The organism is Paenibacillus sp. P32E, from assembly GCF_001909085.1.
Lineage (GTDB): Bacteria > Bacillota > Bacilli > Paenibacillales > Paenibacillaceae > Paenibacillus_AQ > Paenibacillus_AQ helianthi.
Genome location: NZ_LVYY01000002.1, coordinates 347,179 through 369,116, shown reverse-complemented (window position 1 = coordinate 369,116; position 21,938 = coordinate 347,179). Strand labels below are relative to the sequence as shown.

The window sequence follows — 21,938 nt, the reverse complement described above, 5'->3', positions numbered from 1 at the left end:
TCCTAACTACGATGGCAAGGATCATGCGCTTATGTTCCTCGTCCCCGGAGTTAGGTTTATTTGCGTATTGCGGCCGATTTAATAGATTCAGGAGGCATAAATGAAATGAAAGATTTGAAATATTTGTTATCGGTATTAATTGGGGCCATGAGCTATGGAATTCTATCTACGATCGTCGTATTGGCTTACGGAGAGGGGTACCAGCTTGGGGAAGTGGTCGGTACGCAGCTGCTGACTGGCTGCATTCTTGCCTGGCTGCTGGCATTATATACAAAGGTTAGACAGGCGCGTAAACAACGCAGCCAAGGCATTCGTCCAGCTGCAGCACAGCAGGCATCGCCTGCACTTACCTGGAAGCAGCGGCTGCTGCTGATGATGGCTGGAGCGCCTACTGTGGTGACAGGATTAGTCTATTACCAGTCACTGCGCTATATTCCAGCTTCGCTGGCTATCATCCTGCTGTTCCAGTTCACCTGGATCAGTGTACTGATCCAGGCTGTCAGCAAGCGGCAGCGGCCCGACAAGGTAACCCTGCTGACGCTGTTGCTTCTCTTCGGCGGAACGCTGCTTGCAGCAGGAATTATAGATCAGGGTGCAGCGCATTTCAATGCTCTTGGACTTACTCTGGGCCTGTTGTCAGCTGTAAGTTATTCCATGTTCATCATTTTCAGCGGCAAAGCGGTTCCCTCTGCACATCCGGCGTACCGGAGCGCATGGATGGTTACCGGAGGCTTGTTGCTATTGTTCGTTATTTTCCCGCCGTATTTCCTTTTCAACGGACTTTTGTGGGGACAGCTGCTGCTGTTTGGATTTTTATTGGGTTTGTTCGGAGCCTTTATTCCGCCGGTATTATTTGCCATTGGTGTTCCGCATATCGGGGGCGGCATGGCTGGCATTCTCGGTGCTGCCGAGCTTCCGGTTGCTGTATTGCTCTCCTCATTCGTGCTGCATGAGCAGGTAAGCGGACTGCAGTGGACCGGGGTTGTCCTGGTGCTCCTGGGGGTTGTGCTCCCTGAGCTGTACAAGCTGCGGTGGGGGATATCCGACAGGGCAGCTTCACAGGTCTAGCTGCCTGCCATCTAGAGATGATTATTTATAAGGGATTAGTAAAATAACCAGCATAAACAGCGCGTACCGGCATCAGACGGTACGCGTTGTTTTTTTGCCCTTCTATAACCGTATCCATGAAGAACATATCTTTAGGAGTATTGTTTCAATTCCCGATATCTCCGGCTGAAACTAATGGTTGATGAATGGAGCATAGAAATGAGAGGATGGAGATAACGGGAGGAAGGGGGAAGTACATATGAATGGTGAGTTACATCAGATGTTATTAATCACAGCGCTGGGAAATGGGAATTTGATTAGTGGTGCGGATGCCTCTAATACTGAATTAGAGCATACGGAATACATAGAAGTGCGATTCATAGAGGAGGGAGGAGGGAAGGCTTGGAGCTGGCCCGAGTGGCTTGCAGAGCTGAAGAATAATGGCTGCCGGCGGCTTATGTTAAACGGTATGCCTTCGGCAACTTCCTGGAGCACTGGTATTCTTCAGAGTAATGGGATGCCCAATGGAGTGACCTCCCTAGGAACAACAGGTGAATCCTTGTGGAAGGCTGATTGGCACATGGATCAGTATGGCTCGCGGACAAAGTGGAAAGTTACCTATACTGAACAAAAGCTTTACGATGGACAGAAAGGTGATCGCGAATTCCTTCCATTATCTGTTTTGTCAGAGAAGCTGGACGTGGCGCTAAGGCAGATTGGAGATCTGGCCTATACAATAGAAGAGAGTTTCTGGAGTGACCATTTCTTTGAGCCTGCTAAGAGTGTTCTGAACGGAACAGGTACAGCTGCGCAGCTGTCTTTTCACTTACCGGATATTTATAAGGACCAGGCACGAACGCTGCTGAATGCAGTCTACAAAGCCTGGGTATTCGGTGGCATGGGTTCCTGGAATGACAGTCCTCCATATTCTGCCTATCAGCATGACCGGGAGCAGGAGTTCAATACGATATCGGCCCGGTTATACGAAACCCTGGTACAATGTGCGCGGGGAGCCGTGAATTCCGTAGTGCTGCTATGAACCTAAGCGGGATATGATACTTTGAGTAATAATAAATAACGGAGAGCTATGATGAAACTGAACGATCTAATTAAGCTATGGAATCATGCGTTCTTGAACGGAGCACCATAAAAATAGTATAAAAGTAACAGCTATCGAATTATTGGAGATTTCAAGCACTATTTGTATGTATTTATTGACCCGGAATATAGGGTGGGAATCCCATTTATAGATGAGATAGCTCTTTTATTTAAGCTTAATGTGCCAAAAGTCGTATATTCAAAGATTCAGAAGTAAAGAGCTTAATTTTGTGAAATTCAATATTCCCTTCATTTATTCCGATAAGGATAAAGGATCCTCCAGAATCTGGATGGTCTTATGTGGAAGGAGAAATGTTGGAATGATTACAACCATCGATACATCTGGCCAGCTTGAAAAAGAAGACTACTTGTTATCGAATACGCAGCAACTTACCCGAAAAGATACCTCCGATCAACTATTAATTGAAGTTTTTCAGCACTGCATATTCAATATAAAAGATCATCTTACCGGACCCTATTTATTTCTGCTTACGGATAAGGAGGGAGTTCTGCTCGCGATGGATTACAGTCGTAATCTGGAGAGTGCAGTAAGTAAATCTCCTATCCATATAGGAATGTTTTTTACTGAAAAATGCTGCGGGGTCAATGCGATTTCAGAGGCCATTGCGCAGGGCTGTCCCGTGTATTTACCGCCTGAGGATCATGAAAGTCCTTTTTTTAATAATTGGCATTGCTTTTCGGTCCCTCTAGTGGTCGGTCATGAAATTATTGGTTATCTGGATGTCTCAACGATTAATGCGGCTATGAAAAGCGAACTGATCGCCATTGCCAAGCTGATTCCGGCAGATATGCTGATCAGTTACCAGGTCCAGCTTGCAAGCCAGGCCGCTGGGCAGCTTCCGGCACAACTGAGTGAACGTCAACTAAAAGTACTCAAGCTCATTTCTCAAGGACTAACCGGTAAAGCAATTGCCTCAAAATTAAAGATAAAAGAATGTACAGTGAATCATCATAAGAAAATTATTTTTGATAAGTTGGGGGTTCAATCCAGCTCGGAGGCTGTTTCTGTCGCGACAAGGATGTTATTGTTTTAGCCATGGCCTATAGTTTTATATAGGTGGTAAAGATAACATTACATGTTAAACTTTTCTGGTGTACAAAAAAAGAGAGAAACATCAGGAGGGTATTATGAAGAAAAAAGTTGGATTATTATCAATGGTGATGGTGTTAATGCTGATGGTGGTTACAGCATGCGGAGGAAAAGACAAGGAAGTTAGCTTAGGTGTGACTGAAAGTGGTACATACACAAATGACTATTTCGGATTGTCCCTTAACTTTCCCAAAGAGTGGGTCTTCCAGAACGCAGACCAGATGATGAAGCTTATGGAAGCCGGTCAGCAAGTTGTTGCCGGTGGTAATGAAGCCAAGAATAAAATGCTGGATCTGGCAAAGACCAAAACGCTGAACCTGCTGATGGCTTCGGAATTTCCATTAGACTCAGGTAAAAGCGGGCCTTCCGCTATCGCAGTTGCCGAGAAAGTAAGTATGCTCCAAGGTATTAAGACTGGGAAGGACTATCTGGAATCTTCAAAAAAATTGATGAAGGACAGCAAACTTCCGTATGAATTTGAAGACATCAAGACCGTTAAAGTCGGGGGAAAAGATATGGACCTGATGAAGGCTTCCATTAATACTGGAGCTGCTGTAGTCACGCAAGAATATTACAGCACCATTATTGACGGGTATGCATTTAACCTCATTCTTTCCTACGTAGACGAGAAGTCAAAAGCTGAAACGGATAAAATTTTGGAATCTGTATCGTTTAAATAAGGATCAAAAAGAAGCTGACCCAAAAGCCATGAAATGGCTGCTTGGGTCAGCCCTTTTTATACGTAGGAGATACGTAAGCTACTTGGGTGGACGCTCCGCGAACGGACCGTTGTTCCAATCGCTTTCGTTATTGCCTGGGCTAAGCCCTGCCCAAGCTACGAAGAGCGGTTTCCTCTAGTAGTTCTAAAAAGATTTTAGAAACTTTATCCGCTTAAACAGCGGAGAGAACGAAATGATTGTGGAAAAGCGGTAGCGGTCGCCTTGGTCTCCGGATTTTCACCGCTAAGGAGAATGAAAAAAATCTGGAGAGCACAGCGATTGGAACAACGTTTCGTTCGCGGAGCGTACACCCAAGTTCTCACGTTAATCCTACTTAAAAACAGAGGGCGATCCCAAGCAGCCATTTCATGGCTTTGGGAATGCCCCTTTGGTATATCTCTCAACGAACTAATATTTTACCTTCACCGGCCAGTGTGCGCAGCATTTTTGGAAGGCGATCCTTGTCCGCTTCAGGGATGTCCAATTGAATACCGTAGTGAAAGGTGTCGGAGTCCTCCTTATACCATTTCAATGTTCCTTCTATGTACATAGATTCAGAGGAGAGGGCCATCTCCATGCCTACACGTACCAGATTTGCGTCCGGATTGACATTCAAAGGAATCGACAACCGGCATCCCGAACGGCTAATGTCATACAGTACGGCACTTACGGGTTTGGGGGGAACTGGGATTCCGTTAATGGTAAGAATATGCAGATCTAATGTAGCAGGTTCTTTTAGAGTGTAGCGAAAGGGTTCAGTTCTGCGGTTACTGTTCATATACTCCTCCATACTTTTCCATGTGTATTCTAAATTTATCGACATAGTAGCAGGATTAGTGAAGAGCTGGGAGCTTGTTCACCCCAGTAGAATTCGTAATAGTGGTGTTGGTTTTCAGCCTTCAGACGAGAAGTCGTTGCAAAAGTATGTATAATCGTTGACGGCCTGCATTCTATGGAGAGAAACTTTTCTTTATACTGTGTATGTAAACGATTACAAATACTGATGGGGGGCATCATCTATTGAATAAAAAAAGAGGAATGACACTGCTGTCCGGAGTGATAATGTTGTCGCTGCTAAGTGCGTGTGGGAATAATAATGGTAACGGCGGAGGGAACGTGGCGGATCCGCAGGCTTCAGCAGCCGCAACTCAGGCGGCGGGAGACAATACGAAAGCTGCCGGAGATTCCAGCACAGTGGATACCTCCCAGCCTGTCGCACTGAAAATGATCTTTGTGGGGCCTAAGCCGGTCGACTACGATACGGTATTCGGGGAGATTAACAAGAAGCTGAAGGAGAAAATCAACGCTACCGTAGAAGGCGAGTTCTTGGACTGGTCAGACTGGGCGCAGAAATATCCGCTTAAGCTTGCGGCCAACGAGGATTTTGACCTCATTTACGCTGCGAACTGGGCAGGCTACAACGATCAGGCGCTCAAAGGCGGTTTCCTGGAACTGACCGACGAGATGCTGCAGAAGTACACTCCCATGACTTGGAAAGCGATGCCGGAGGTAAGCTGGGGTCAGGCGAAGGTGAACGGTAAGCTCTACATGGTGCCCCAGAACCGCGGGGAAACAGTCGAGAAGCTGATTCTATACCGGGAGGACCTTCGCAAGAAATACAACCTGCCGGAGATTAACAGCCCGGAAGCCTATGCTAACTACCTCAAGACCATCGCTGAGAAAGAGAAGGGAGTCACTCCGTTTGTACCGGAGACCGGAGACTGGAAGCTTCATAATCTGGACCGGGTGCTCCTGAAGCAGCAGAACGAATGGAACATGCTTGACTTTGATCTGCCGATTGGCTTCAAGCTCGACGATCCTACTGGTAAAGTGTTCAATGTATACGAAACGCCAGAATTTAAGGACCTGATCTACTATTATAAAGATCTGGCCGATAATAACGCCTGGTCGAAGAGTGCATTGAACAGCAAGCTGGATCACCAACAGGAGTTCCGGGCTGGCAAGGCGGCGTCAATTACACACAATCTGGGTACGCTTGGCGCCTTGATGACCGATATGCGGGAAAAGAAGTCGCCTTATGAATTGGCGCTGGCAGACATTACGCCGGACAAGAAAAAATCGGTAGCTGTCTCTACACAGAACGGGATCGCCATTCACGCGACTTCCAAGAATCCCGAACGGGCACTGATGATGGTCGATTTGCTGCAGAACGACAAGGAACTGCATGATCTGATCATGAACGGTATCCCATCCGTTCATTATAATCCGGTCGGAGATGACAAGTACACGAACGCTGAAAAGAACGCTAACTATACCGGTTTTTCCAACTGGGGCTTTAACTCGCCGCTCAACCGGGACAACGCTTCCTTCCCGGAAGAAGCTAACGCGTTAACCGACAAGTGGGAAGGGGAGGTTTATCACTATCCTCTGGAAACCTTTGCGTTTAATAACAGCAATGTAAAAACAGAAGTCGCTAATGTCGGCAATGTGATGCTCCAATACGGTATTCCGCTGGAGTATGGAACAGTGAAGGATGTAGACAAGGGGCTGGCCACTCTTCAAAAGCAGGTAAAGGCTGCCGGAATTGACAAAATAATTGCGGAAGTACAGCGTCAGATCGATGAATTTTTGGCCAAATCGGGAAAATGATTTTTTCAGGGACGAAGTAATTCATTCCCGCCTATTCTAATACTAAAAGCCGAAAGAGCCCGCATAGTCAGCGGGCTCTTTGTTATATATATCCCTTCTCCTTACAGCAGGCTGTAACATGACCACAGATTAAATGTTAAATCACAATTCGAACTCCATTAAATCACGGCCCATGGTGATGGGACCTTTATAGATCTCCTGCATGCCTATACTATATTCAGCTTCAGCTTCTGCCGTTTCTGCCGGCGCGGGGATGTGATGGGTAAGCACGAGGTGTTTAACCCCAGCCTGTCGGGCCATTTCAGCTACTTCGTGTGTAGTGGAGTGATATTTGGCAGGGTTGGACAGGGAGGCTGCTTGATCCGGGAATTTCTCAATCAAGGCATCCAGCCATTTCTTGTTATAGGATTCATGGATTAGTAGATCCACTCCCCGGCTATATTTAACCATGTTCTCAACGGGAATGGTGTCACCGGAAATGACCACCGCCTTCCCGTTATATTCAAACTTATAGGCGATCGCCGGATAGACGGGTCTATGATCGACTTCAAAGGCAGTAATCTTAATGCCATTCTGCTCATAAATAACGCCCTCGTTACTTTCAAAATAATGAATATTAGCTCCTTCGTCAGCGGAGAGGTTATAGTGAATTCGCAAATTGACATCAAAATCAAAGGCCGAACGCATTTTGCCGATAATCTCTTGAGTGGTGGCAGGTCCATAAACATTCATTGGCGTGGAGCGTCCAGGAAATACCTGATGGGCATTGACATGGGTACGCCAGCTGGAGATGAATACATCGAAGAATCCCGAGTTATGATCACTGTGATGGTGGGTGAAGAAAATGTCTGATATCCGCTGAGGCATGACACCCGCTTTTAGTAGCTGATCTACAGTGGCACCACCGCAATCCACCAAGAAGGTATGATTTCCGGCAAGAACGACAACACCTGCTTTGGCCCGGCCCTGAAAAGCCCGTGGCGTGCCTGTGCCGAGTAAAATAACTTTTAAGTTTTCATGAAAGCCTGGTAATTGTCTGGTCTGATCTTGTATTTGCATGTAGGTTATACCTCCTTATCTGTCCTTTTTCACTTCATCTAATAACGATAAATCGATAAACTTGCTTAAGTCGAGCTTATCCTCTGTAATATTCTTGATATACCCGGCGTCAAAAGACACCTTAGCCATGCTCTCGATGACCTCCAGATTGACCTCATCCGTTAGATTCAAATGCTCTATGGCCCCTTTAATTAATTTAACATCCATGCCTTTACCGCTGAGCTCCTTGAGTTCTGCGCTGATTAATTTATAGGCCTCTTCAGGATGTGATTTGATAAAGTCAATTCCGTCCAGATTGGCCTTTATCGCTTGTTTGGCCAGATCACGATGCTTTTGAAGAAATTTGTCGCTGGCCACTAGCAGGGTTAATGGATAGTTGCCGTTATTGGGCGGGATTTTGTCCCAATCGACCAAGACCTCGCCAGTGCCTTCTTCTACCAGTTGTATTCCCCAAGGTTCTGGAATTAAGGTAGCATCGACTTCTTTTTGCCGCATGGCGACCAATGTGTCTGCCGGAGCACGGGTGATAATCTGTACGCCGGAGGTATCCGTCGATACCTTCAAGCCTTCCTGCCCTAACAGTAAACGCAACGAGATTTCATTAGTGCTGCCTTTGGTGGGAATAGCTACTGTTTTGCCCACTAAGTCCTTCACGGAATGGATGCCGGCATCTTTGCGGGCAATAAAGACCGCACCCCCATTATTCGAACCGGAAATGATCCGAAAGTTCTCACTCTTCAGAAATTGGTTGATTGCAGGACCTGGACCCACAAAGCCCAGATCAATCTGGTGGGTTGCGATGGCGGTGGAGAAGTCGGAGCCGTTGTCAAAGGCCGTGACTTCAATCTTAACATTGGCCCCGAAGGCATCCTGAAAATAGCCGTTCTTCAAGGCGATAAATCCCGGGGCATGGGTCACATTTTTCAAAAGCCCAATATGAACCGTCAGATTATCTGTTGTTGAAGCGTTCCCGCCATTATTTCCGCAAGCTGAAAGAACCAGAGTGAATACTACTATCAGGACGATCGTTAATTTTCTCATGAGGATTCCCCTTTACCTTGGAGTGGATGATTTCAACTTATCTTTTGGCTGAATCTAAGCCGTAGCGGAGCATAATGCGATCCTCCAGTCTTTTGAAGCACAAATGATCCGACAGGGTGCCGATCACGGCGATGATAATGACAACACACAGGATCGTTGCGGTATCGCCTATACTGCGGCTGTCCTGTAGCGTCTGGCCTAGCCCCAGTCCTCTCGCAATAAGCTCACCAGCGGTAAGTGCGCGCCAGGCAAATGCCCAAGCTACACGAACTCCGGTGATGAGATGAGGAAATGCTGCGGGAAGCATCACTTGAAAAAACATCCGAAACCCGCTGCCCGTACCCATCATCCGTGCCGCCCGTAAGTGGATGGTGGAAATATTCATAATGCCGGTTCGACTGGCAATAGACATGGTCCAGGTGGCACCAATGGTGGTGATGAAAATGACGGAGGTATCGTTAAGTCCGAACCAGATGATGGCAAACGGCAGCCAGGCGATACTGGGAACGGTCTGCAGCGCAACAACCAGGAACCCAAAGGTTTCATCGAAATAACGAAAACGGGCGAACAAGAATCCCAGCAGTGTACCGATTCCAATCGCAAGCACAAACGAAATCAATAAGCGGCGAAGACTGGAAAGGGTGGCCTCCAGCAAATTCCCCTTCGTAAATCCATCGTAAAAGGCTTGATAGGTCTGTAAGGGAGAGGGGAATTTCCAGCCCCATTGAAAAATCCGATAACCCAGCTCCCACGCAATCACTAGGATAATCAGAAATATTATTCTTCTAAATGCTGTATTCATGATCGATCTCCCCTTGGACGATCTTATCCAGTTCATCTGTCAGAACTGCCAGAATTTTAGTTTCGAGAGAATGAATCAAGGGATCCTCCAGCGCATGAGGGCGGGCGGCCTGAACGGAGAACTCCTGCCTAATCCGGCCCGGCTGTGTAGACATGACTAGCACACGTTCAGACAGAAGGATAGCCTCACGAATATTGTGAGTGATGAACAAGATGGTTTTCCGCGTTTTCTGCCAGATCTCCTCCAAATCCTTTTGCAAAATATAGCGGGTCTGCTCATCTAAGGCGGCAAAGGGCTCATCCATTAATAAAATCTCCGGGTCCATGACCAGCGCTCTGGCGATGGCAACCCGTTGCTTCATCCCGCCGGAGAGCTCATGAGGATAACGTTCCACGAACTTACTTAAATGCACGGCTTTAATCTGCTCATAGGCCAGCTCATAACGGGCTTTTTTGGATAAGCCCCGCTGCTTTAATCCAAAGGCAACATTGTCGAGTACGGTTAACCAGGGAAATAGTCCATGCTCTTGAAAGACGACAACGCGGTCGGGGCCAGGAGACGTAATGCTCTGCCCGTTGACGGTAATTGAACCTTCATACGAAGTTTCAAACCCGGCGATCAGATTTAATAAGGTGGATTTTCCGCAGCCGGAGGGACCCAGCAAGGACACAAATTGCCCGCGTTCAACGTGGAAGGATACCTGATCTAGTACCGTGTAGGGTTCTCCTTTTCGCTGCATGAACGTTTTGCTGACATTGTTGATATCGATCATGTGCACACCTTCCTGACCCAAGCGCTTCTTTAAATATCTGTGAAAAAGCGGTTTGGATGATAAATGATAATTTTCTTATGGTTGTAGTCTATAAGTGCTTTCTCACGCCACTTATTCAAGGTCTCGGTAACCGTCTGTCTGCTGCAGCCAATTACATAAGAAATCTCTTCATGACTTAGCTGCAGTTGCAGATGGATCTGCTCATCTTTCTGAGTGCCCATCTGGAATATTAACCAAGCCAATCTCCATGCCACAGGCCGGCTGATTAGCGTCTCAACCATGTTTTGGGTCTGCAATAGCCGATGGGCGCCGATAACCGCTAAGGAGTATGCAAACTCAGCGTTGCTTTTGGCTAAATCCAGAAAAATCTGCCCGTCTAACGTGATCATCTGACAGTCTACCAGGCACTTGGCATATCGTTTGCGTTGAAGGTTCGCCAGCAGCTCCGCATTCCCGAAGATCTCACCGGCATAACGAAGAAAGAGGGTAATGCCTTGACCTTCCTGGGAGGACTGTGAAATTTTCACTAAGCCTGTGTCTACATAAAAGACCGCATTGGCGGGATCATTCTCTAAAAAAATGAATTCGTTTTTCTTATAGGATTTTGGGGTTCCGTATTCTTGAAAGACACGAAGAAGGACCTCCTTAATCTGCTGCTTCTCTAATAAATCCCCGGGATTGCCGATTGAATCCATGGATAGGTCACCTCTTATCAGCTGAGTTTTGTAGGATAATAAAACACAGTAATCTTATGCGATATATGTATATTAGCACAATCCATTAGTAAAAAATGTCGTGTAGCTGACAATAGGAAGAAATATCAAGAATCTATTGACAATAACACAGTTATCCTATAGGATTTAAAAAAAGACAACTGACTGACGAATCAATCGGGGGGAGGAAGATGGATTGCCCATAGATGACAACAACGGAAACATAGATCGCAGAACTCAGCTGATGCAGATCGCTCTGGAGAAGTTTGCCAGGCTGGGATATCATCAGACGAAAATATCGGACATCGTTCAGGAAGCGGGTGTAGCGCAAGGAACCTTTTACTGGCACTTTAAGAGCAAGGAAGCCATTGCGCTGGAGATTATCGAAACGGGCAAGGAACAGCTACTGCAAGTGATTGCCCAAGGTTATCGTCAAGATCCGGGAGATATAACGGACATGGTAGAAGCTTCAGAAGCACTGTTCCACCGGTTGTTCAATTTCGCCGCAGAGAACCGCCATCTTATGGAGATCCTCCTGATGGGAAATGGAGCCGACCAAACGATAAGGAAGCGTATTTCGGCTACCCGGAATGCAATGGAGCAAGCTTTTCGCCGCAATATAGAAAGAGCGATAGAGCTGCAAATGCTGCCTGAGGGTATAGAGGTTGAGCTTCGCGCTGCTCTGTTAATGAGTATGTGTGACGGGTTGCTCTCACGTTGGTTATTTGGCTCCGAAGACATTCATTCTAAGGTTGCAGAGGCCTCTGCACAGCAATTAGCGAGTGAATTGGCCAATTTCGAATTTTACGGATTGTTGGGAAAACTATAGATAAAGGGAGAGAAACAATAATGATAAAACGTAAATTTGCTATGGTTACAATAACAGCGCTGGCTGTGTTCGGTCTGGTTCTAAGCGCTTGCGGCGGGAAATCAGATTCGGGAACTACAGCGGCGAATGAACTGGAACAAATTAAAAAAGCGGGCGTGATCAAGGTCGGTACAATGGGAACCTATCCGCCGTATACCTTTTTGAATGATAAGAAAGAAGTAGACGGCTTTGACCCTGATATCGCCAAGGAAATTGCCAAACGTCTTGGAGTAACAGCAGAATTCACAACTCAGGATTTCTCCGGGCTGATCCCAAGTCTGCAAGCGAAGAAATTCGATATCGTGATTAGCCAGGTTACGATAACTGATGAACGTAAGAAGCAAATTGATTTCACGGATTCTTACATCACCAACAATGTCAAAATCATCGTCAATACCAAAAATACAGATATCACGAAGCTGGAAGACTTCAAAGGGAAGACGATTGGGGTGGGGCTCGGAACGAACGATGAAACCTATCTTCGTACCGAAGTGCTGCCAAAAGTAGGTGATTTCAAGATCAAGACGTATGATGATGTCATTACCTCACTGAAGGATCTGGATGCAGGACGGATTGATGCGACCATTAATAATCTGTATGCCTTGAAGCCGGTTGTAGATGAGAATGGCTTTCAGATTAAAGCGGTGGGCGAACCGATCAAATCCGATATGGCGGGTGTAGCTCTCCGCAAGGATAATGCAGAGCTTCGTGATGCCATGAATAAAGCCTTGGCCGATATGAAGGCAGATGGCACTTACGACACTCTTTTTCAGAAATGGTTCAATGAGACACCTGCAAAATAAATGTTGGAGCGTGCGCCCTATGGCGGGAAGGGGGTAGTATCTATGCAACTCGTATTCGACAATCTGCCCTTCTTGCTGAAGGGCGCCGGTTACACTTTACTGTTGACGATTGTCTCTATGTTCTTCGGTCTGATCATCGGCCTCGTGGTGGCAATCGCCCGTCTCAAAGGGAATCCGCCGATTCGGTGGATTGCCCGTTTCTATGTATCGGTCATCCGCGGGACACCACTCCTAGTACAGATTGTTATCATATATTATGGGCTTGTAGATTATGGGATTACGCTTGGTTCCCTGACAGCAGCCTATATTGCGCTCAGTGTAAATGCTGGGGCTTACTTGTCTGAGACGTTCCGTGGAGCCATTCTGTCGGTTCCGAAGGGACAATTGGAGGCTGCTTATTCAACCGGAATGACGCCATGGCAGGCGATGCGCAGAATTGTGCTGCCGCAGGCCATGCGTATTGCTATTCCACCTATGGGAAATACGTTCATTGGTATGCTGAAGGAGACCTCACTCGTTTCAGTAATCACGGTCAGCGAACTTCTGCGTCAAGCACAGCTCCTCATTGCCCAGTATTATCAATATATGCCTTTTTATCTGGGGATCGGTGTGATGTATTGGATTATGAGTACTGGGCTGGCCTTCATCCTGGAGCGGTTCGAACGCAGATTGGCCAAAGCTTATTGAACATGGAGATGACGTTAACATGATAACGACTACAGGCTTATCGAAGCATTTTCAGGATCATGAAGTGCTGAAGGGCATTAATATACAGGTGGCAGCACAGGATATTGTCGTTGTCCTGGGACCGAGCGGTTCAGGCAAAAGCACATTGCTTCGCTGCTTAAATGGTCTGGAGGACATCTCAGGCGGCAGTTTTGAGGTGAATGGGATTGTAGTAGATGCTACTGCCTCCAGGCGTTTGCGTCAGCAGGCTACCCGGAATATCCGTAAGCAGAGCGGGATGGTGTTCCAGCAATTCAATCTATATCCACACAAAACAGCGCTCGGCAATGTGATTGAAGGTCTGATCACCGTGAAGAAGCTGCCGAAGGAACAGGCTGTAGCTATAGGCCGGAAGCTTCTGGACCGCGTTGGACTGGCAGATCGTGAAGAATATTATCCTTCCCGGCTCTCCGGCGGGCAGCAACAAAGAGTGGCGATTGCCCGTTCTCTGGCTATGGAACCCGCAGTAATGTTATTCGATGAACCCACTTCTGCGCTTGATCCCGAGCTTGTCGGTGAGGTGCTCAGTGTGATGCGTGAGCTGGCTCAGGAGGGCATGACGATGCTGGTCGTGTCACATGAGATGAAGTTTGCCCGTGAAGTGGCGACCAAAATCATTTTTATGGCAGATGGTAATATTATCGAAGAAGCGGCTCCGCAGCGGTTTTTTGAAGATCCCCGAGAGGAACGGACACGCAGATTCTTGCGTCAAATCAACGAAGTTTAAGGAAGAAGGTAAAGATAATGAAAGTATCGACCATTTGGAAAGGTAAACGGATGTTTGATTCAACAGGGCCTTCCGGCTATTCCGTGGGGATGGATGCAACTCCTAAATACGGTGGTAACGGCGAAGGCATGACTCCGATGGAATTGCTGCTGGCCGGGTTGGGAGGCTGTATGGGCATCGATATCACGATGATTCTGGATCGGTTCCTGCCAGAAATCACACGACTTGAGATTGAAGCAGATGGAACCCGCAAGGAAGCGAATCCTTCCGGATTTACAGCAATTGATCTGTTTTTTCATATTGATGGGAATGTCCCCGATTACCGGCTCTGGAAAGCCATCCTGATGGCTGAGGAGAAGTACTGTGCCGTCTCGGATTCGCTTAAGGCAGACATCCGCTTGCATCTAATTCTTAATGGAGTAGAGGTAGAGAAACCAGAGAAAAAAAGCTAAGGCTTGGATTGGACTGAACTATTCATATCAAAAATAAAGTTATCGGTAAGCGGCCTTGGTCCTGAATTCTATGGGACTAAGGTCGTTTTGTTTTGCTTATAACCGTTCACTGTTGAAAATGGCATCTAGCATTTCAACATCTAAGCAATAGTAATGCACCCGAAAAAATATAAAATGAACTGTATTTTATAATTTTTATGCTGTAAACCTTAAAATTTGACATCAAAATATTTATTATCGAAAACTACTCTATCGAATGATCGACAAATATCCGAAATATTATTATGAGCTAATTACACAAAAGCGAAATGGGGGGGTTCTAATGTCACAGCAATTAAAGAAAAGACGATTCAATTTATCGAGTATTGCAAATACATTATCAATTGTTCTCTTAGTTATTATCGTTGTCGTCTTTTCGATCTTGGGTACATTTGTATTTTCTAGCACTCGAAACATACTTGTGAAGAACCAAGAGTCCATGCTTCAGACTAAAACACAGGCACTCGTTAGTCAGTTCGATGCTTTATTTAAGGAAAAGGGTTCACTTGTCAAGCAGATGTCAACGAATAATCTATTTAAACAATATCTCGAATCTACGGAATCTCCTGGATTGGCCAAAACTTCTCCGCATGCGGCTGAAGTAACAAAAACCTTGGCAGCCATTGTTAAGGGAGAGCCCGCTTTTGCAGATGCTTGGGTAGCAAGTACTACAGGCAAAGGCTTTTACATCCTGAACGATGGCAGTGTATCGGAGCCTACCTTTACTATTGAACAACGCCCGTATTACAAACCGGCAGTCGCAGCAGACGGCTTGTACTACTCCGATCCTTACAATGATATTATTACGGGTGATTTGTTGATGGGTATTTTTTATCCGATTAAGAATGACAACAATGCGATAATTGGTTTTGTGGTAGTTGATATAGCGTTTAAGGATATTCCTTCTATCATGCAAAGCTATAAGCTTGGCAGCACAGGTTATTCCATTCTCGCCACAAAAACTGGAGAGATTATGTATCACCCTGATAAGACTAAAATATTAAAGGAAAAGATTAACGAGAGCCCGGGTGATCTAGGGAAGATCGGAAAGAAAATGTTAGCTGGCGAATCCGGAGTAGAACTGATTAACGACAATGGAGAGAGCCGTTACATCGGGTACGCCACAAGTAAAGATACTGGGTGGTCAGTAGGATTGACCATTTCAAAGCGTGAAGTACTCTCAGAATTAGTGAACTTCACATGGCTTACCATTATCGGGTTCACTGCAGCTGCGTTCCTGCTCATTTTATTTTCATATATCACACTCCGTTATCTGCTCAGATCCATACCTATACTTCTTACCAAGATCAAGCGGGTGGAAAACGGGGATTTGACTGTTGAGTTCGATGCTAATTCTAAAAATGAAATTGGACAAATTTCAATCGGAATCTTCAATATGGTCCGGAAAATTCAAAATATGATTCAGATGGTTGGCGCCTCCGCAGAGGTATTAAATCAGTCTTCCAAGGATCTGCAATCTATATCTTCCCGAACGGCTGTGACAATGAACGATATGGCTGTGGCCATTACTGAGATTGCTAACGCAACTAATTATCAGTCAATCGAAACGGATACGATTCTTCACAAAACAGGGTCATTATCCGGTCAAATCGACGAAATCACGAATGATACCAAAGCCATAGAAGGGATGGTGCAAGCTTCTGCAGACCAAAGCGGACTAGGGTTAGACGTTTTGGATCAGTTATCCAGATGGGCTCAAGAAAATCACAACTCCACACAGGCGATTTCGTCTGCGATTCAAGATATTGATCTTAGCCGTAATGAGATATCGGGCATCGTAGATACGGTACATCAAATTGCCACACAAACCAATCTGTTAGCACTTAACGCGTCTATCGAAGCAGCACGTGCAGGAGAACAGGGCCGCGGGTTTGCTGTTGTGGCAGGAGAGGTCCGGAAATTGGCGGAACAGACTGCACGGGCTACACAGGAGATCGCCAGAAAGGTTCATGATATCGCGGAGAAAACCACGGCATCCGTTGAACACACAACGCAGGGCCTTGAAATAGCTGGAGAAACCGCGAAATCCGTTGAAGCTACGAAGCAGGTGTTCCTCAGTATTAACAAGGATTTAGAAGGCTTGAAATTACGCATGATTCAAATCAGCGATAACACTTCCAATGTTCATACCCACAAGGAAGAAATTTTACAGGCACTGGAAGTGATTTCTTCGACGACAGAAGAGAATTCTGCTTCGACGGAAGAGGTAAGTGCAAGTACTCAGGAGCAACTGGACAGCATACAGCATGTTGCAGCACTATCCCAGCAACTCAGCCTTTTGTCGAAAAAGCTACAGGATGAATTGAATCAGTTCCAGGTCGAATAGCACACGTAAATAAAAGTCCATTGTTATCAATACGAATCGAGTAAACTTAAAGGGAATTTTTTTATAGCCAGAAGTGTATATCTGTAGAAATAGTAATTAGAGCAAAACGGGCGGCGGTTCTCCGGTAACGGGGGCCGCTGTTTGTTATGTGGAGGAAATATGTGGAGCTGAAATCACGCTTAATTTACTTTTGACAAAATTATACGGTTATGTGTGAGGATTCTTGATAGAATAGGAGAGCTGCAGGAATTTACTCAACTAAAGGAGAGGTCTTATTGTTAGGAAGAGGATTTATACTTGTGTTCTCATTACTATTATTTATGTCCAGTAGTATCACAGCATTTGCGGCGGAAAAAGTTAGCGCGGGTGCAGAGGCAGCTACCCCCTCCGGGATTCCGCTGGCCGGTTTGGAAGATTTTGTCGACAATTATGTAAAAGAGTACATAGGACAACAATCCGTAGGCGCGTCTGTTGTTATGGTGAAGGATGGCCGGGTGGTTCTGTCCAAGGGTTACGGCTACGCCGACGTGGAACAGCAGATCCCTGTCTCGCCGGATACGGTAATGGAGTGGGGCTCGATCAGTAAACTTACTGTATGGACGTCCGTGATGCAGCTGGAGGAACAAGGTAAAATTGACCTGAATGAAGATATTCGTAACTATTTACCTGAGAATTTCCTAACCAAGCTGAAATATGATGATCCCATAACAATGCTTAATCTCATGAACCACAATGCCGGATTCGAAGAGTATATGTTCGATATGGCCTATCAATCCCCTGGCGAAGTGCGGTCGCTGGAAGAGGGACTGCAGCTTGCCCAACCTGCACAGATATACAGACCTGGTGAGGCTGTAGCCTATTCGAATTATGGTAACTCACTGGCTGCGTATATAGTGGAGAGAATCAGCGGTCAGCATTACCGTGAATACGTTCAGCAGCATATTTTCGATCCCCTTGGCATGAAGGATTCCATTGCATATTCTGTTGTAGAGGAGCGCCCGGAGCTGCTGAAGCATAAAGCTAAGGGTTATTTCTTTGAGGGAAAAGGTTCCTTTAAGCAGGGATCATGGAATTATATGTCCATGTACCCCAATGGCGGCAATAACGGCACTGCGGAGGATCTGGCTAAGTTTGCGATGGCGTTCCTGCCTGCAGCCGGAGAGCAATCCCCTCTGTTTGAGAAGCCCGGGACCCTGGGCAAGATGCTGACCCAAAGTTATACCTCAGCTGAAGGAATGCCTGGTATTGCGCATGGATTCTGGGAATATCCCGGACGGCACCGGACACTCGGCCACGGCGGGAATACGATTGCCTTTGCCACCAATCTTCAGATCGTGCCTGAAGACCGGTTCGCGATCGTAATTATGACCAATCAGGCTAGCGAATCCAATATTGTTCATGGTCTGACCAAAGCAATCGTGGGTACGCGTGAGCAGGCGGATGCAGTTGACCTGCCGGACGCGTCAGAGGTCCAAGGTGAGTTCGTGGCTGCGCGCCGCCCTGGACATGGCTTCATGAATCTATTCCCCTATCTCACGCTGATGAAGCTTGAGCCGCAGGGAGCGGATCAGCTCCGTGTGTCACTTGCAGGCATGACCGGAAGCTATAAGCAGGTTCAGCCATATCTCTATGAGAAAATAAGCGGAGACTCGGCGCTCGATGCCTGGCCCATGCTGCATGCAACAGTCAATGATGGTAAGGTTAAGGCGATCTCGGTGTATACGACTGATTATTTGCCATTGCCTGCTGATAAATCAATGCCGGTGCTGCTCTTGAGTGCAGCGCTTGCGGTTCTGGCTGTCGTCTATTTTATTATCGCCCCGTTTGTATTGCTGGTTCAGACGATCTTGAACAAGCGGAGAGCCAGAACACGCCCTGCTTCTAGTGCCGCCAGCCGCAAGTTGGTGGTTGGCCTAACCTTATCAGGCACTGGCATTGTGGTGAACAATCTGGTTCTGGCTTTGCGGATGCTCAGCAACAATGAGCGTGCCTATGCCGAAGTGTATCCGCAGATTTTGGTTAACTATGGTCTGACTGGACTGGCGATATTGTTTTTGGCGGCACTTCTTGTATTGAAGAAGAAAAAGCGGTCTGCTTCAACTGCCCGTGACAAGTGGTCGGCCATTCTGTCCGGGGCGATGATGTTAGTTCTGGTAGGACTGCTTGTATTCTGGCAATTCTACAGTTAAGCAGGCAGTTCTGAACTGATCCCATCAAGTAGACAGCGCGGATATGATCCTTAAGCGGCCTTAGTCCTGAATTCAATGGGACTGAGGCTTTTAATTTTGCTGCTTAACGGAGGAATCGGTCGAGTGGTGCGCTTTCCGCCGGAGAGGGGCCTTTGATAAAATTGAGAAGTTCATGCCTGCCTATTCATCTGTACAATCCCAGCACAAAAAGCCCGCACCAAGCGCAGGCTCATCATGTTGACTATTCATCAGCAGCAATCTAGCGGTACGATTCTAAAAATAGGGTGTCGGTGCTAGTCGGAGTTCATATTCTGTTGTCAATTTATATGTAAGTGCAGTATGGCGTAAATCCAAGTAAAGCTCTGCCTTTGTGGCATTAATGTAGGGCTGAACGAATAAGACGCCGATGCCGAGTGCCAGCAGGCCAAGCAGAATCCATCCAAGAAAGCTCAGATCAAGCACAAACATGCGGAACTTATGTCCCTGTGTCATTTGCTTGCTTAATTTTACTGCACGGTTATATCCGATATTCGGATTGTCTGCAAGGATGTAAGGTACCTGACTATATGCATAGGCTTTTACTATTCCTGGAATGATCAGTAACAGGAACCATAAGAAATTCAAAAAACCTCTCCAAAGCATAGTTAGAACTATAGCCCAATACCGTTCTTTATGAAACGCATAGCCGATATTGCCCATACGGACTTCACCCTCGGCAGCCTGTTTGAAGTAACGCAATGAACCTACTGTGAGAGGAGAACCAATCAGGATATGAAATGCAATTCCAATTACTGCGAATAAGCCAACTATGAATACTACGATAATAAGGAAGGGGCCTAAAATCCCCCAATCCATGTCATGAACAGAGTTGGACCATTCTGAACGAAATGGCGAGGAACCCATTCTTTGAGTTAAGCTTGGGATACCCATGCCTTCTCCAAGTAAAACCAGTATTAAACTCACCACAAAAGCCTTCCAATACGAGATTCGGAGCACATCCTTAGCCCTTCGCTTTATTTCCTTACGATCCCACATCAAAACCTCTCCCTTTGTTTTGCATTTTGTTCTTCGACTTACAATAGATACCATAGATTATGCCAAAAAGAAACAATTAAATGCCATTCGCACAAAAAAACCGCGTGGACCGCGGCCTCATCCTGCAGACTATTTACCAGTAGCTCCGTTTACTCCGGTGGCAGTATAGGACAGCTGCTGCAGTATCCATGATCCGGTCTAAGCTGATAGGCCAGACAGCAGGTGGCCTTAATAGATATAGTGTTGTGTGGAGGGTTGGGGTCTGTTCTGAATTTGGGTATGATGCGGAACGGATTGCTGTGAAGTCCGAATACCTCCGGTTCGATTTCCCAGGTGATGGATTTGAATTGCTCGATGATAAGGTTGCGGGTGCTGTCATCTGCCGCATCCCGGGATTCCTCTTCCATATAGGTATATAGCTGATTATAAATATGCTTCCATAGCATCACTGCTTTAGTCTGTGCGGCTTTGGCAAGAGCAAGAATAATCGGACTGACATCATTCTTATAAAACAAACCAAGCTCATCTAGTAATCCTTTCCCGGAAACACTTTTGTGGCAGAGGCCGTCCCGATTTTCATGGACATGAAAGGAGAATACGGGGAACCCCTCAGTGCGGATGAGCTGTACAGACATGTTGCTTAGACACAAGGCATGAGCCATCGGGTGTGCCCTTTCCCCGATCGATCTGATCCCCATAGAGGATGAGGCTGTTAGGGAGGTAATATTCAGTCCAAGGATGGTCAGCCGGAGCTGCGCAGGGAATAATGTTCAGAGTAAGCAGTGCCCCAATCAGGCTGCCGTGGTAAGCAACCATTTTCAGCTGGGCATTTCGCATGAATGTTGCCGGAGCTACGCCGGTAATTTGCTTGAATTTGCGCCGGAAATAAGGGATGTCCTTATAACCAACGTAAGCGGCAATATCCTTCAATTCATAATTCGTTTGCGGCAACATAAGGCTCCTTGCTTGTCTAATCCGGTACTCGGTCAGGTATTCAATCGCGCTGATACCATATTTCTGCTTGAACAGTCTGATGAAATGCCTTTCGCTAGTGCCTGCCTCGCCTGCCAGCAGGCGGATGGAGAGCTCTTCGCGGTAGTGTTGCTCTATATATGATTTGACCCGCTCTATCACAGCATCTGTATCGCTCAATTGCAACTGGCCGACATCGCTCAGCAGCTCATAGAATCTGCTCTGGGCATGCAGTCGCTGCAAGGGATTTATGTTTCCCATGGAAGCGGCGATGGCCTCACAGTGTTTGCTGTAAGTAATAGTTGATGCAATCGCTGCTTCTCCTTCCATGGGGAAGGGGATATGAAGCTCCGATGAGCTTGTCTGTTCCTGATCTTCAGGCAGATCACGCTGACCAAATACATCAAACCGAAGAATGTATATCCTCTGGTCTCCTGAACCCTCTAGACGGGCTTCGATCAACTTCCCTGGTAGGCAAATAAAAGCAAATCCCGCTCTGAGTTCAGCATATTTTCCATCTACCGTTATCCAACCCCGGCCAAATATTGGAATCAGGAGCATATGCGATTCAAGAAATTGTAGCCGAAGTGACCACTCTCCCTTGGGATTGTTGTTCTGTGTGATGCTTCGAAGCCTGAACCACATTTGATCAATCTGTCCGAATGTTCCCGTAGGGGGGATGCCATCCTTACTAATCATTCATCGTACCACCTTCCGGTATGCAGCAACACGCAAATACTTGCATCTGAGGCCGCGGGTCACTGGGATAAAGTATCCTGTGGGGGGATATGAAGCTGGAGTGACTGGG

21 protein-coding genes are annotated in these 21,938 nt (G+C 46.5%); 12 read left to right on the top strand and 9 right to left on the bottom strand.

What is annotated here, in order from left to right:
• The first annotated feature begins 105 nt into the window (after positions 1 to 105).
• The 4 genes from A3848_RS03795 to A3848_RS03780 all read left to right on the top strand — a co-directional run bounded on the left by A3848_RS03795 (position 106) and on the right by A3848_RS03780 (position 3,936).
• The gene (locus tag A3848_RS03795; RefSeq protein WP_083606630.1) at positions 106 to 1,068 is read left to right on the top strand and encodes an EamA family transporter; all 963 of its coding nucleotides are present in this window, start codon (positions 106 to 108) and stop codon (positions 1,066 to 1,068) included.
• A gap of 238 nt (positions 1,069 to 1,306) precedes the next feature.
• Positions 1,307 to 2,086 (top strand): hypothetical protein, encoded by a 780-nt coding sequence (locus A3848_RS32600; protein ID WP_083606629.1) that lies wholly within the window; start codon positions 1,307 to 1,309, stop codon positions 2,084 to 2,086.
• A 379-nt stretch (positions 2,087 to 2,465) separates the two neighbouring features.
• Positions 2,466 to 3,200: a helix-turn-helix transcriptional regulator gene (locus A3848_RS03785; protein WP_074083604.1), complete on the top strand. Its 735-nt coding sequence runs from the start codon at positions 2,466 to 2,468 to the stop codon at positions 3,198 to 3,200.
• A gap of 94 nt (positions 3,201 to 3,294) precedes the next feature.
• Positions 3,295 to 3,936 carry a hypothetical protein gene (locus A3848_RS03780; RefSeq protein ID WP_244169657.1) on the top strand — a complete coding sequence of 214 codons (642 nt, stop codon included), beginning with the start codon at positions 3,295 to 3,297 and terminating at the stop codon, positions 3,934 to 3,936.
• Positions 3,937 to 4,375: 439 nt separating this feature from the next.
• Here A3848_RS03780 and A3848_RS03775 read toward each other — a convergent pair whose 3' ends face one another.
• Entirely contained in the window at positions 4,376 to 4,753 is a 378-nt protein-coding gene (locus A3848_RS03775; protein WP_074083603.1) for a PilZ domain-containing protein, read from the bottom strand.
• A 242-nt stretch (positions 4,754 to 4,995) separates the two neighbouring features.
• On the opposite strand from A3848_RS03775, the gene A3848_RS03770 reads away from it, so the two are divergent.
• Positions 4,996 to 6,585: an ABC transporter substrate-binding protein gene (locus A3848_RS03770; RefSeq protein WP_305953379.1), complete on the top strand. Its 1,590-nt coding sequence runs from the start codon at positions 4,996 to 4,998 to the stop codon at positions 6,583 to 6,585.
• A 141-nt stretch (positions 6,586 to 6,726) separates the two neighbouring features.
• Here A3848_RS03770 and A3848_RS03765 read toward each other — a convergent pair whose 3' ends face one another.
• From A3848_RS03765 to A3848_RS03745, 5 genes are read right to left on the bottom strand one after another with little or no spacing between them, the layout of a single operon-like run.
• The gene (locus A3848_RS03765) at positions 6,727 to 7,644 is read right to left on the bottom strand and encodes an MBL fold metallo-hydrolase (RefSeq protein ID WP_143192330.1); all 918 of its coding nucleotides are present in this window, start codon (positions 7,642 to 7,644) and stop codon (positions 6,727 to 6,729) included.
• Positions 7,645 to 7,659: 15 nt separating this feature from the next.
• Positions 7,660 to 8,685, bottom strand: a complete 1,026-nt coding sequence (locus tag A3848_RS03760; protein ID WP_074083601.1) for an ABC transporter substrate-binding protein — start codon at positions 8,683 to 8,685, stop codon at positions 7,660 to 7,662.
• A gap of 37 nt (positions 8,686 to 8,722) precedes the next feature.
• Entirely contained in the window at positions 8,723 to 9,487 is a 765-nt protein-coding gene (locus tag A3848_RS03755; protein WP_256701561.1) for an ABC transporter permease, read from the bottom strand.
• Positions 9,471 to 10,259, bottom strand: a complete 789-nt coding sequence (locus A3848_RS03750; RefSeq protein WP_074083600.1) for an ABC transporter ATP-binding protein — start codon at positions 10,257 to 10,259, stop codon at positions 9,471 to 9,473. The genes A3848_RS03755 and A3848_RS03750 overlap by 17 nt, the downstream gene beginning before the upstream one ends.
• Before the next feature lie 29 nt (positions 10,260 to 10,288).
• On the bottom strand, positions 10,289 to 10,954 hold the full coding sequence (locus A3848_RS03745) for a Crp/Fnr family transcriptional regulator (RefSeq protein ID WP_074083599.1): 666 nt from the start codon (positions 10,952 to 10,954) through the stop codon (positions 10,289 to 10,291).
• 262 nt (positions 10,955 to 11,216) lie between these two features.
• On the opposite strand from A3848_RS03745, the gene A3848_RS03740 reads away from it, so the two are divergent.
• From A3848_RS03740 to A3848_RS03710, 7 genes are all read left to right on the top strand, one after another.
• Positions 11,217 to 11,801 carry a TetR/AcrR family transcriptional regulator gene (locus A3848_RS03740; RefSeq protein ID WP_074083676.1) on the top strand — a complete coding sequence of 195 codons (585 nt, stop codon included), beginning with the start codon at positions 11,217 to 11,219 and terminating at the stop codon, positions 11,799 to 11,801.
• A 20-nt stretch (positions 11,802 to 11,821) separates the two neighbouring features.
• On the top strand, positions 11,822 to 12,643 hold the full coding sequence (locus A3848_RS03735) for a substrate-binding periplasmic protein (RefSeq protein WP_074083598.1): 822 nt from the start codon (positions 11,822 to 11,824) through the stop codon (positions 12,641 to 12,643).
• Positions 12,644 to 12,685: 42 nt separating this feature from the next.
• Positions 12,686 to 13,330: an amino acid ABC transporter permease gene (locus tag A3848_RS03730; RefSeq protein ID WP_074083597.1), complete on the top strand. Its 645-nt coding sequence runs from the start codon at positions 12,686 to 12,688 to the stop codon at positions 13,328 to 13,330.
• A gap of 19 nt (positions 13,331 to 13,349) precedes the next feature.
• Positions 13,350 to 14,096: an amino acid ABC transporter ATP-binding protein gene (locus A3848_RS03725; protein ID WP_074083596.1), complete on the top strand. Its 747-nt coding sequence runs from the start codon at positions 13,350 to 13,352 to the stop codon at positions 14,094 to 14,096.
• Positions 14,097 to 14,113: 17 nt separating this feature from the next.
• The gene (locus A3848_RS03720; RefSeq protein WP_074083595.1) at positions 14,114 to 14,548 is read left to right on the top strand and encodes an OsmC family protein; all 435 of its coding nucleotides are present in this window, start codon (positions 14,114 to 14,116) and stop codon (positions 14,546 to 14,548) included.
• A 322-nt stretch (positions 14,549 to 14,870) separates the two neighbouring features.
• The gene (locus A3848_RS03715) at positions 14,871 to 16,934 is read left to right on the top strand and encodes a methyl-accepting chemotaxis protein (protein WP_074083594.1); all 2,064 of its coding nucleotides are present in this window, start codon (positions 14,871 to 14,873) and stop codon (positions 16,932 to 16,934) included.
• A gap of 320 nt (positions 16,935 to 17,254) precedes the next feature.
• The gene (locus A3848_RS03710; RefSeq protein WP_074083593.1) at positions 17,255 to 19,123 is read left to right on the top strand and encodes a serine hydrolase domain-containing protein; all 1,869 of its coding nucleotides are present in this window, start codon (positions 17,255 to 17,257) and stop codon (positions 19,121 to 19,123) included.
• A 273-nt stretch (positions 19,124 to 19,396) separates the two neighbouring features.
• Here the strand turns inward: A3848_RS03710 and A3848_RS03705 are convergent, their stop codons facing one another.
• From A3848_RS03705 to A3848_RS03695, 3 genes are all read right to left on the bottom strand, one after another.
• Entirely contained in the window at positions 19,397 to 20,158 is a 762-nt protein-coding gene (locus tag A3848_RS03705; RefSeq protein WP_074083592.1) for a DUF975 family protein, read from the bottom strand.
• A gap of 149 nt (positions 20,159 to 20,307) precedes the next feature.
• Entirely contained in the window at positions 20,308 to 20,793 is a 486-nt protein-coding gene (locus A3848_RS03700) for a (2Fe-2S)-binding protein (RefSeq protein WP_074083591.1), read from the bottom strand.
• On the bottom strand, positions 20,768 to 21,829 hold the full coding sequence (locus A3848_RS03695; RefSeq protein ID WP_074083590.1) for a helix-turn-helix domain-containing protein: 1,062 nt from the start codon (positions 21,827 to 21,829) through the stop codon (positions 20,768 to 20,770). Before A3848_RS03695 ends, A3848_RS03700 begins: the two co-directional genes overlap by 26 nt.
• Between the last annotated feature and the right edge of the window lie 109 nt (positions 21,830 to 21,938).

What these genes read in the sequence shown, in the direction of transcription:
- A3848_RS03795 (WP_083606630.1), top strand. Translation starts at nt 106, where the DNA reads ATGAAAGATTTGAAATATTTGTTATCGGTATTAATTGGGGCCATGAGC.
- A3848_RS32600 (WP_083606629.1), top strand. Translation starts at nt 1,307, where the DNA reads ATGAATGGTGAGTTACATCAGATGTTATTAATCACAGCGCTGGGAAAT.
- A3848_RS03785 (WP_074083604.1), top strand. Translation starts at nt 2,466, where the DNA reads ATGATTACAACCATCGATACATCTGGCCAGCTTGAAAAAGAAGACTAC.
- A3848_RS03780 (WP_244169657.1), top strand. Translation starts at nt 3,295, where the DNA reads ATGAAGAAAAAAGTTGGATTATTATCAATGGTGATGGTGTTAATGCTG.
- A3848_RS03775 (WP_074083603.1), bottom strand. Translation starts at nt 4,753, where the DNA reads ATGAACAGTAACCGCAGAACTGAACCCTTTCGCTACACTCTAAAAGAA.
- A3848_RS03765 (WP_143192330.1), bottom strand. Translation starts at nt 7,644, where the DNA reads ATGCAAATACAAGATCAGACCAGACAATTACCAGGCTTTCATGAAAAC.
- A3848_RS03760 (WP_074083601.1), bottom strand. Translation starts at nt 8,685, where the DNA reads ATGAGAAAATTAACGATCGTCCTGATAGTAGTATTCACTCTGGTTCTT.
- A3848_RS03755 (WP_256701561.1), bottom strand. Translation starts at nt 9,487, where the DNA reads ATGAATACAGCATTTAGAAGAATAATATTTCTGATTATCCTAGTGATT.
- A3848_RS03750 (WP_074083600.1), bottom strand. Translation starts at nt 10,259, where the DNA reads ATGATCGATATCAACAATGTCAGCAAAACGTTCATGCAGCGAAAAGGA.
- A3848_RS03745 (WP_074083599.1), bottom strand. Translation starts at nt 10,954, where the DNA reads ATGGATTCAATCGGCAATCCCGGGGATTTATTAGAGAAGCAGCAGATT.
- A3848_RS03740 (WP_074083676.1), top strand. Translation starts at nt 11,217, where the DNA reads ATGCAGATCGCTCTGGAGAAGTTTGCCAGGCTGGGATATCATCAGACG.
- A3848_RS03735 (WP_074083598.1), top strand. Translation starts at nt 11,822, where the DNA reads ATGATAAAACGTAAATTTGCTATGGTTACAATAACAGCGCTGGCTGTG.
- A3848_RS03730 (WP_074083597.1), top strand. Translation starts at nt 12,686, where the DNA reads ATGCAACTCGTATTCGACAATCTGCCCTTCTTGCTGAAGGGCGCCGGT.
- A3848_RS03725 (WP_074083596.1), top strand. Translation starts at nt 13,350, where the DNA reads ATGATAACGACTACAGGCTTATCGAAGCATTTTCAGGATCATGAAGTG.
- A3848_RS03720 (WP_074083595.1), top strand. Translation starts at nt 14,114, where the DNA reads ATGAAAGTATCGACCATTTGGAAAGGTAAACGGATGTTTGATTCAACA.
- A3848_RS03715 (WP_074083594.1), top strand. Translation starts at nt 14,871, where the DNA reads ATGTCACAGCAATTAAAGAAAAGACGATTCAATTTATCGAGTATTGCA.
- A3848_RS03710 (WP_074083593.1), top strand. Translation starts at nt 17,255, where the DNA reads ATGTCCAGTAGTATCACAGCATTTGCGGCGGAAAAAGTTAGCGCGGGT.
- A3848_RS03705 (WP_074083592.1), bottom strand. Translation starts at nt 20,158, where the DNA reads ATGTGGGATCGTAAGGAAATAAAGCGAAGGGCTAAGGATGTGCTCCGA.
- A3848_RS03700 (WP_074083591.1), bottom strand. Translation starts at nt 20,793, where the DNA reads ATGTCTGTACAGCTCATCCGCACTGAGGGGTTCCCCGTATTCTCCTTT.
- A3848_RS03695 (WP_074083590.1), bottom strand. Translation starts at nt 21,829, where the DNA reads ATGATTAGTAAGGATGGCATCCCCCCTACGGGAACATTCGGACAGATT.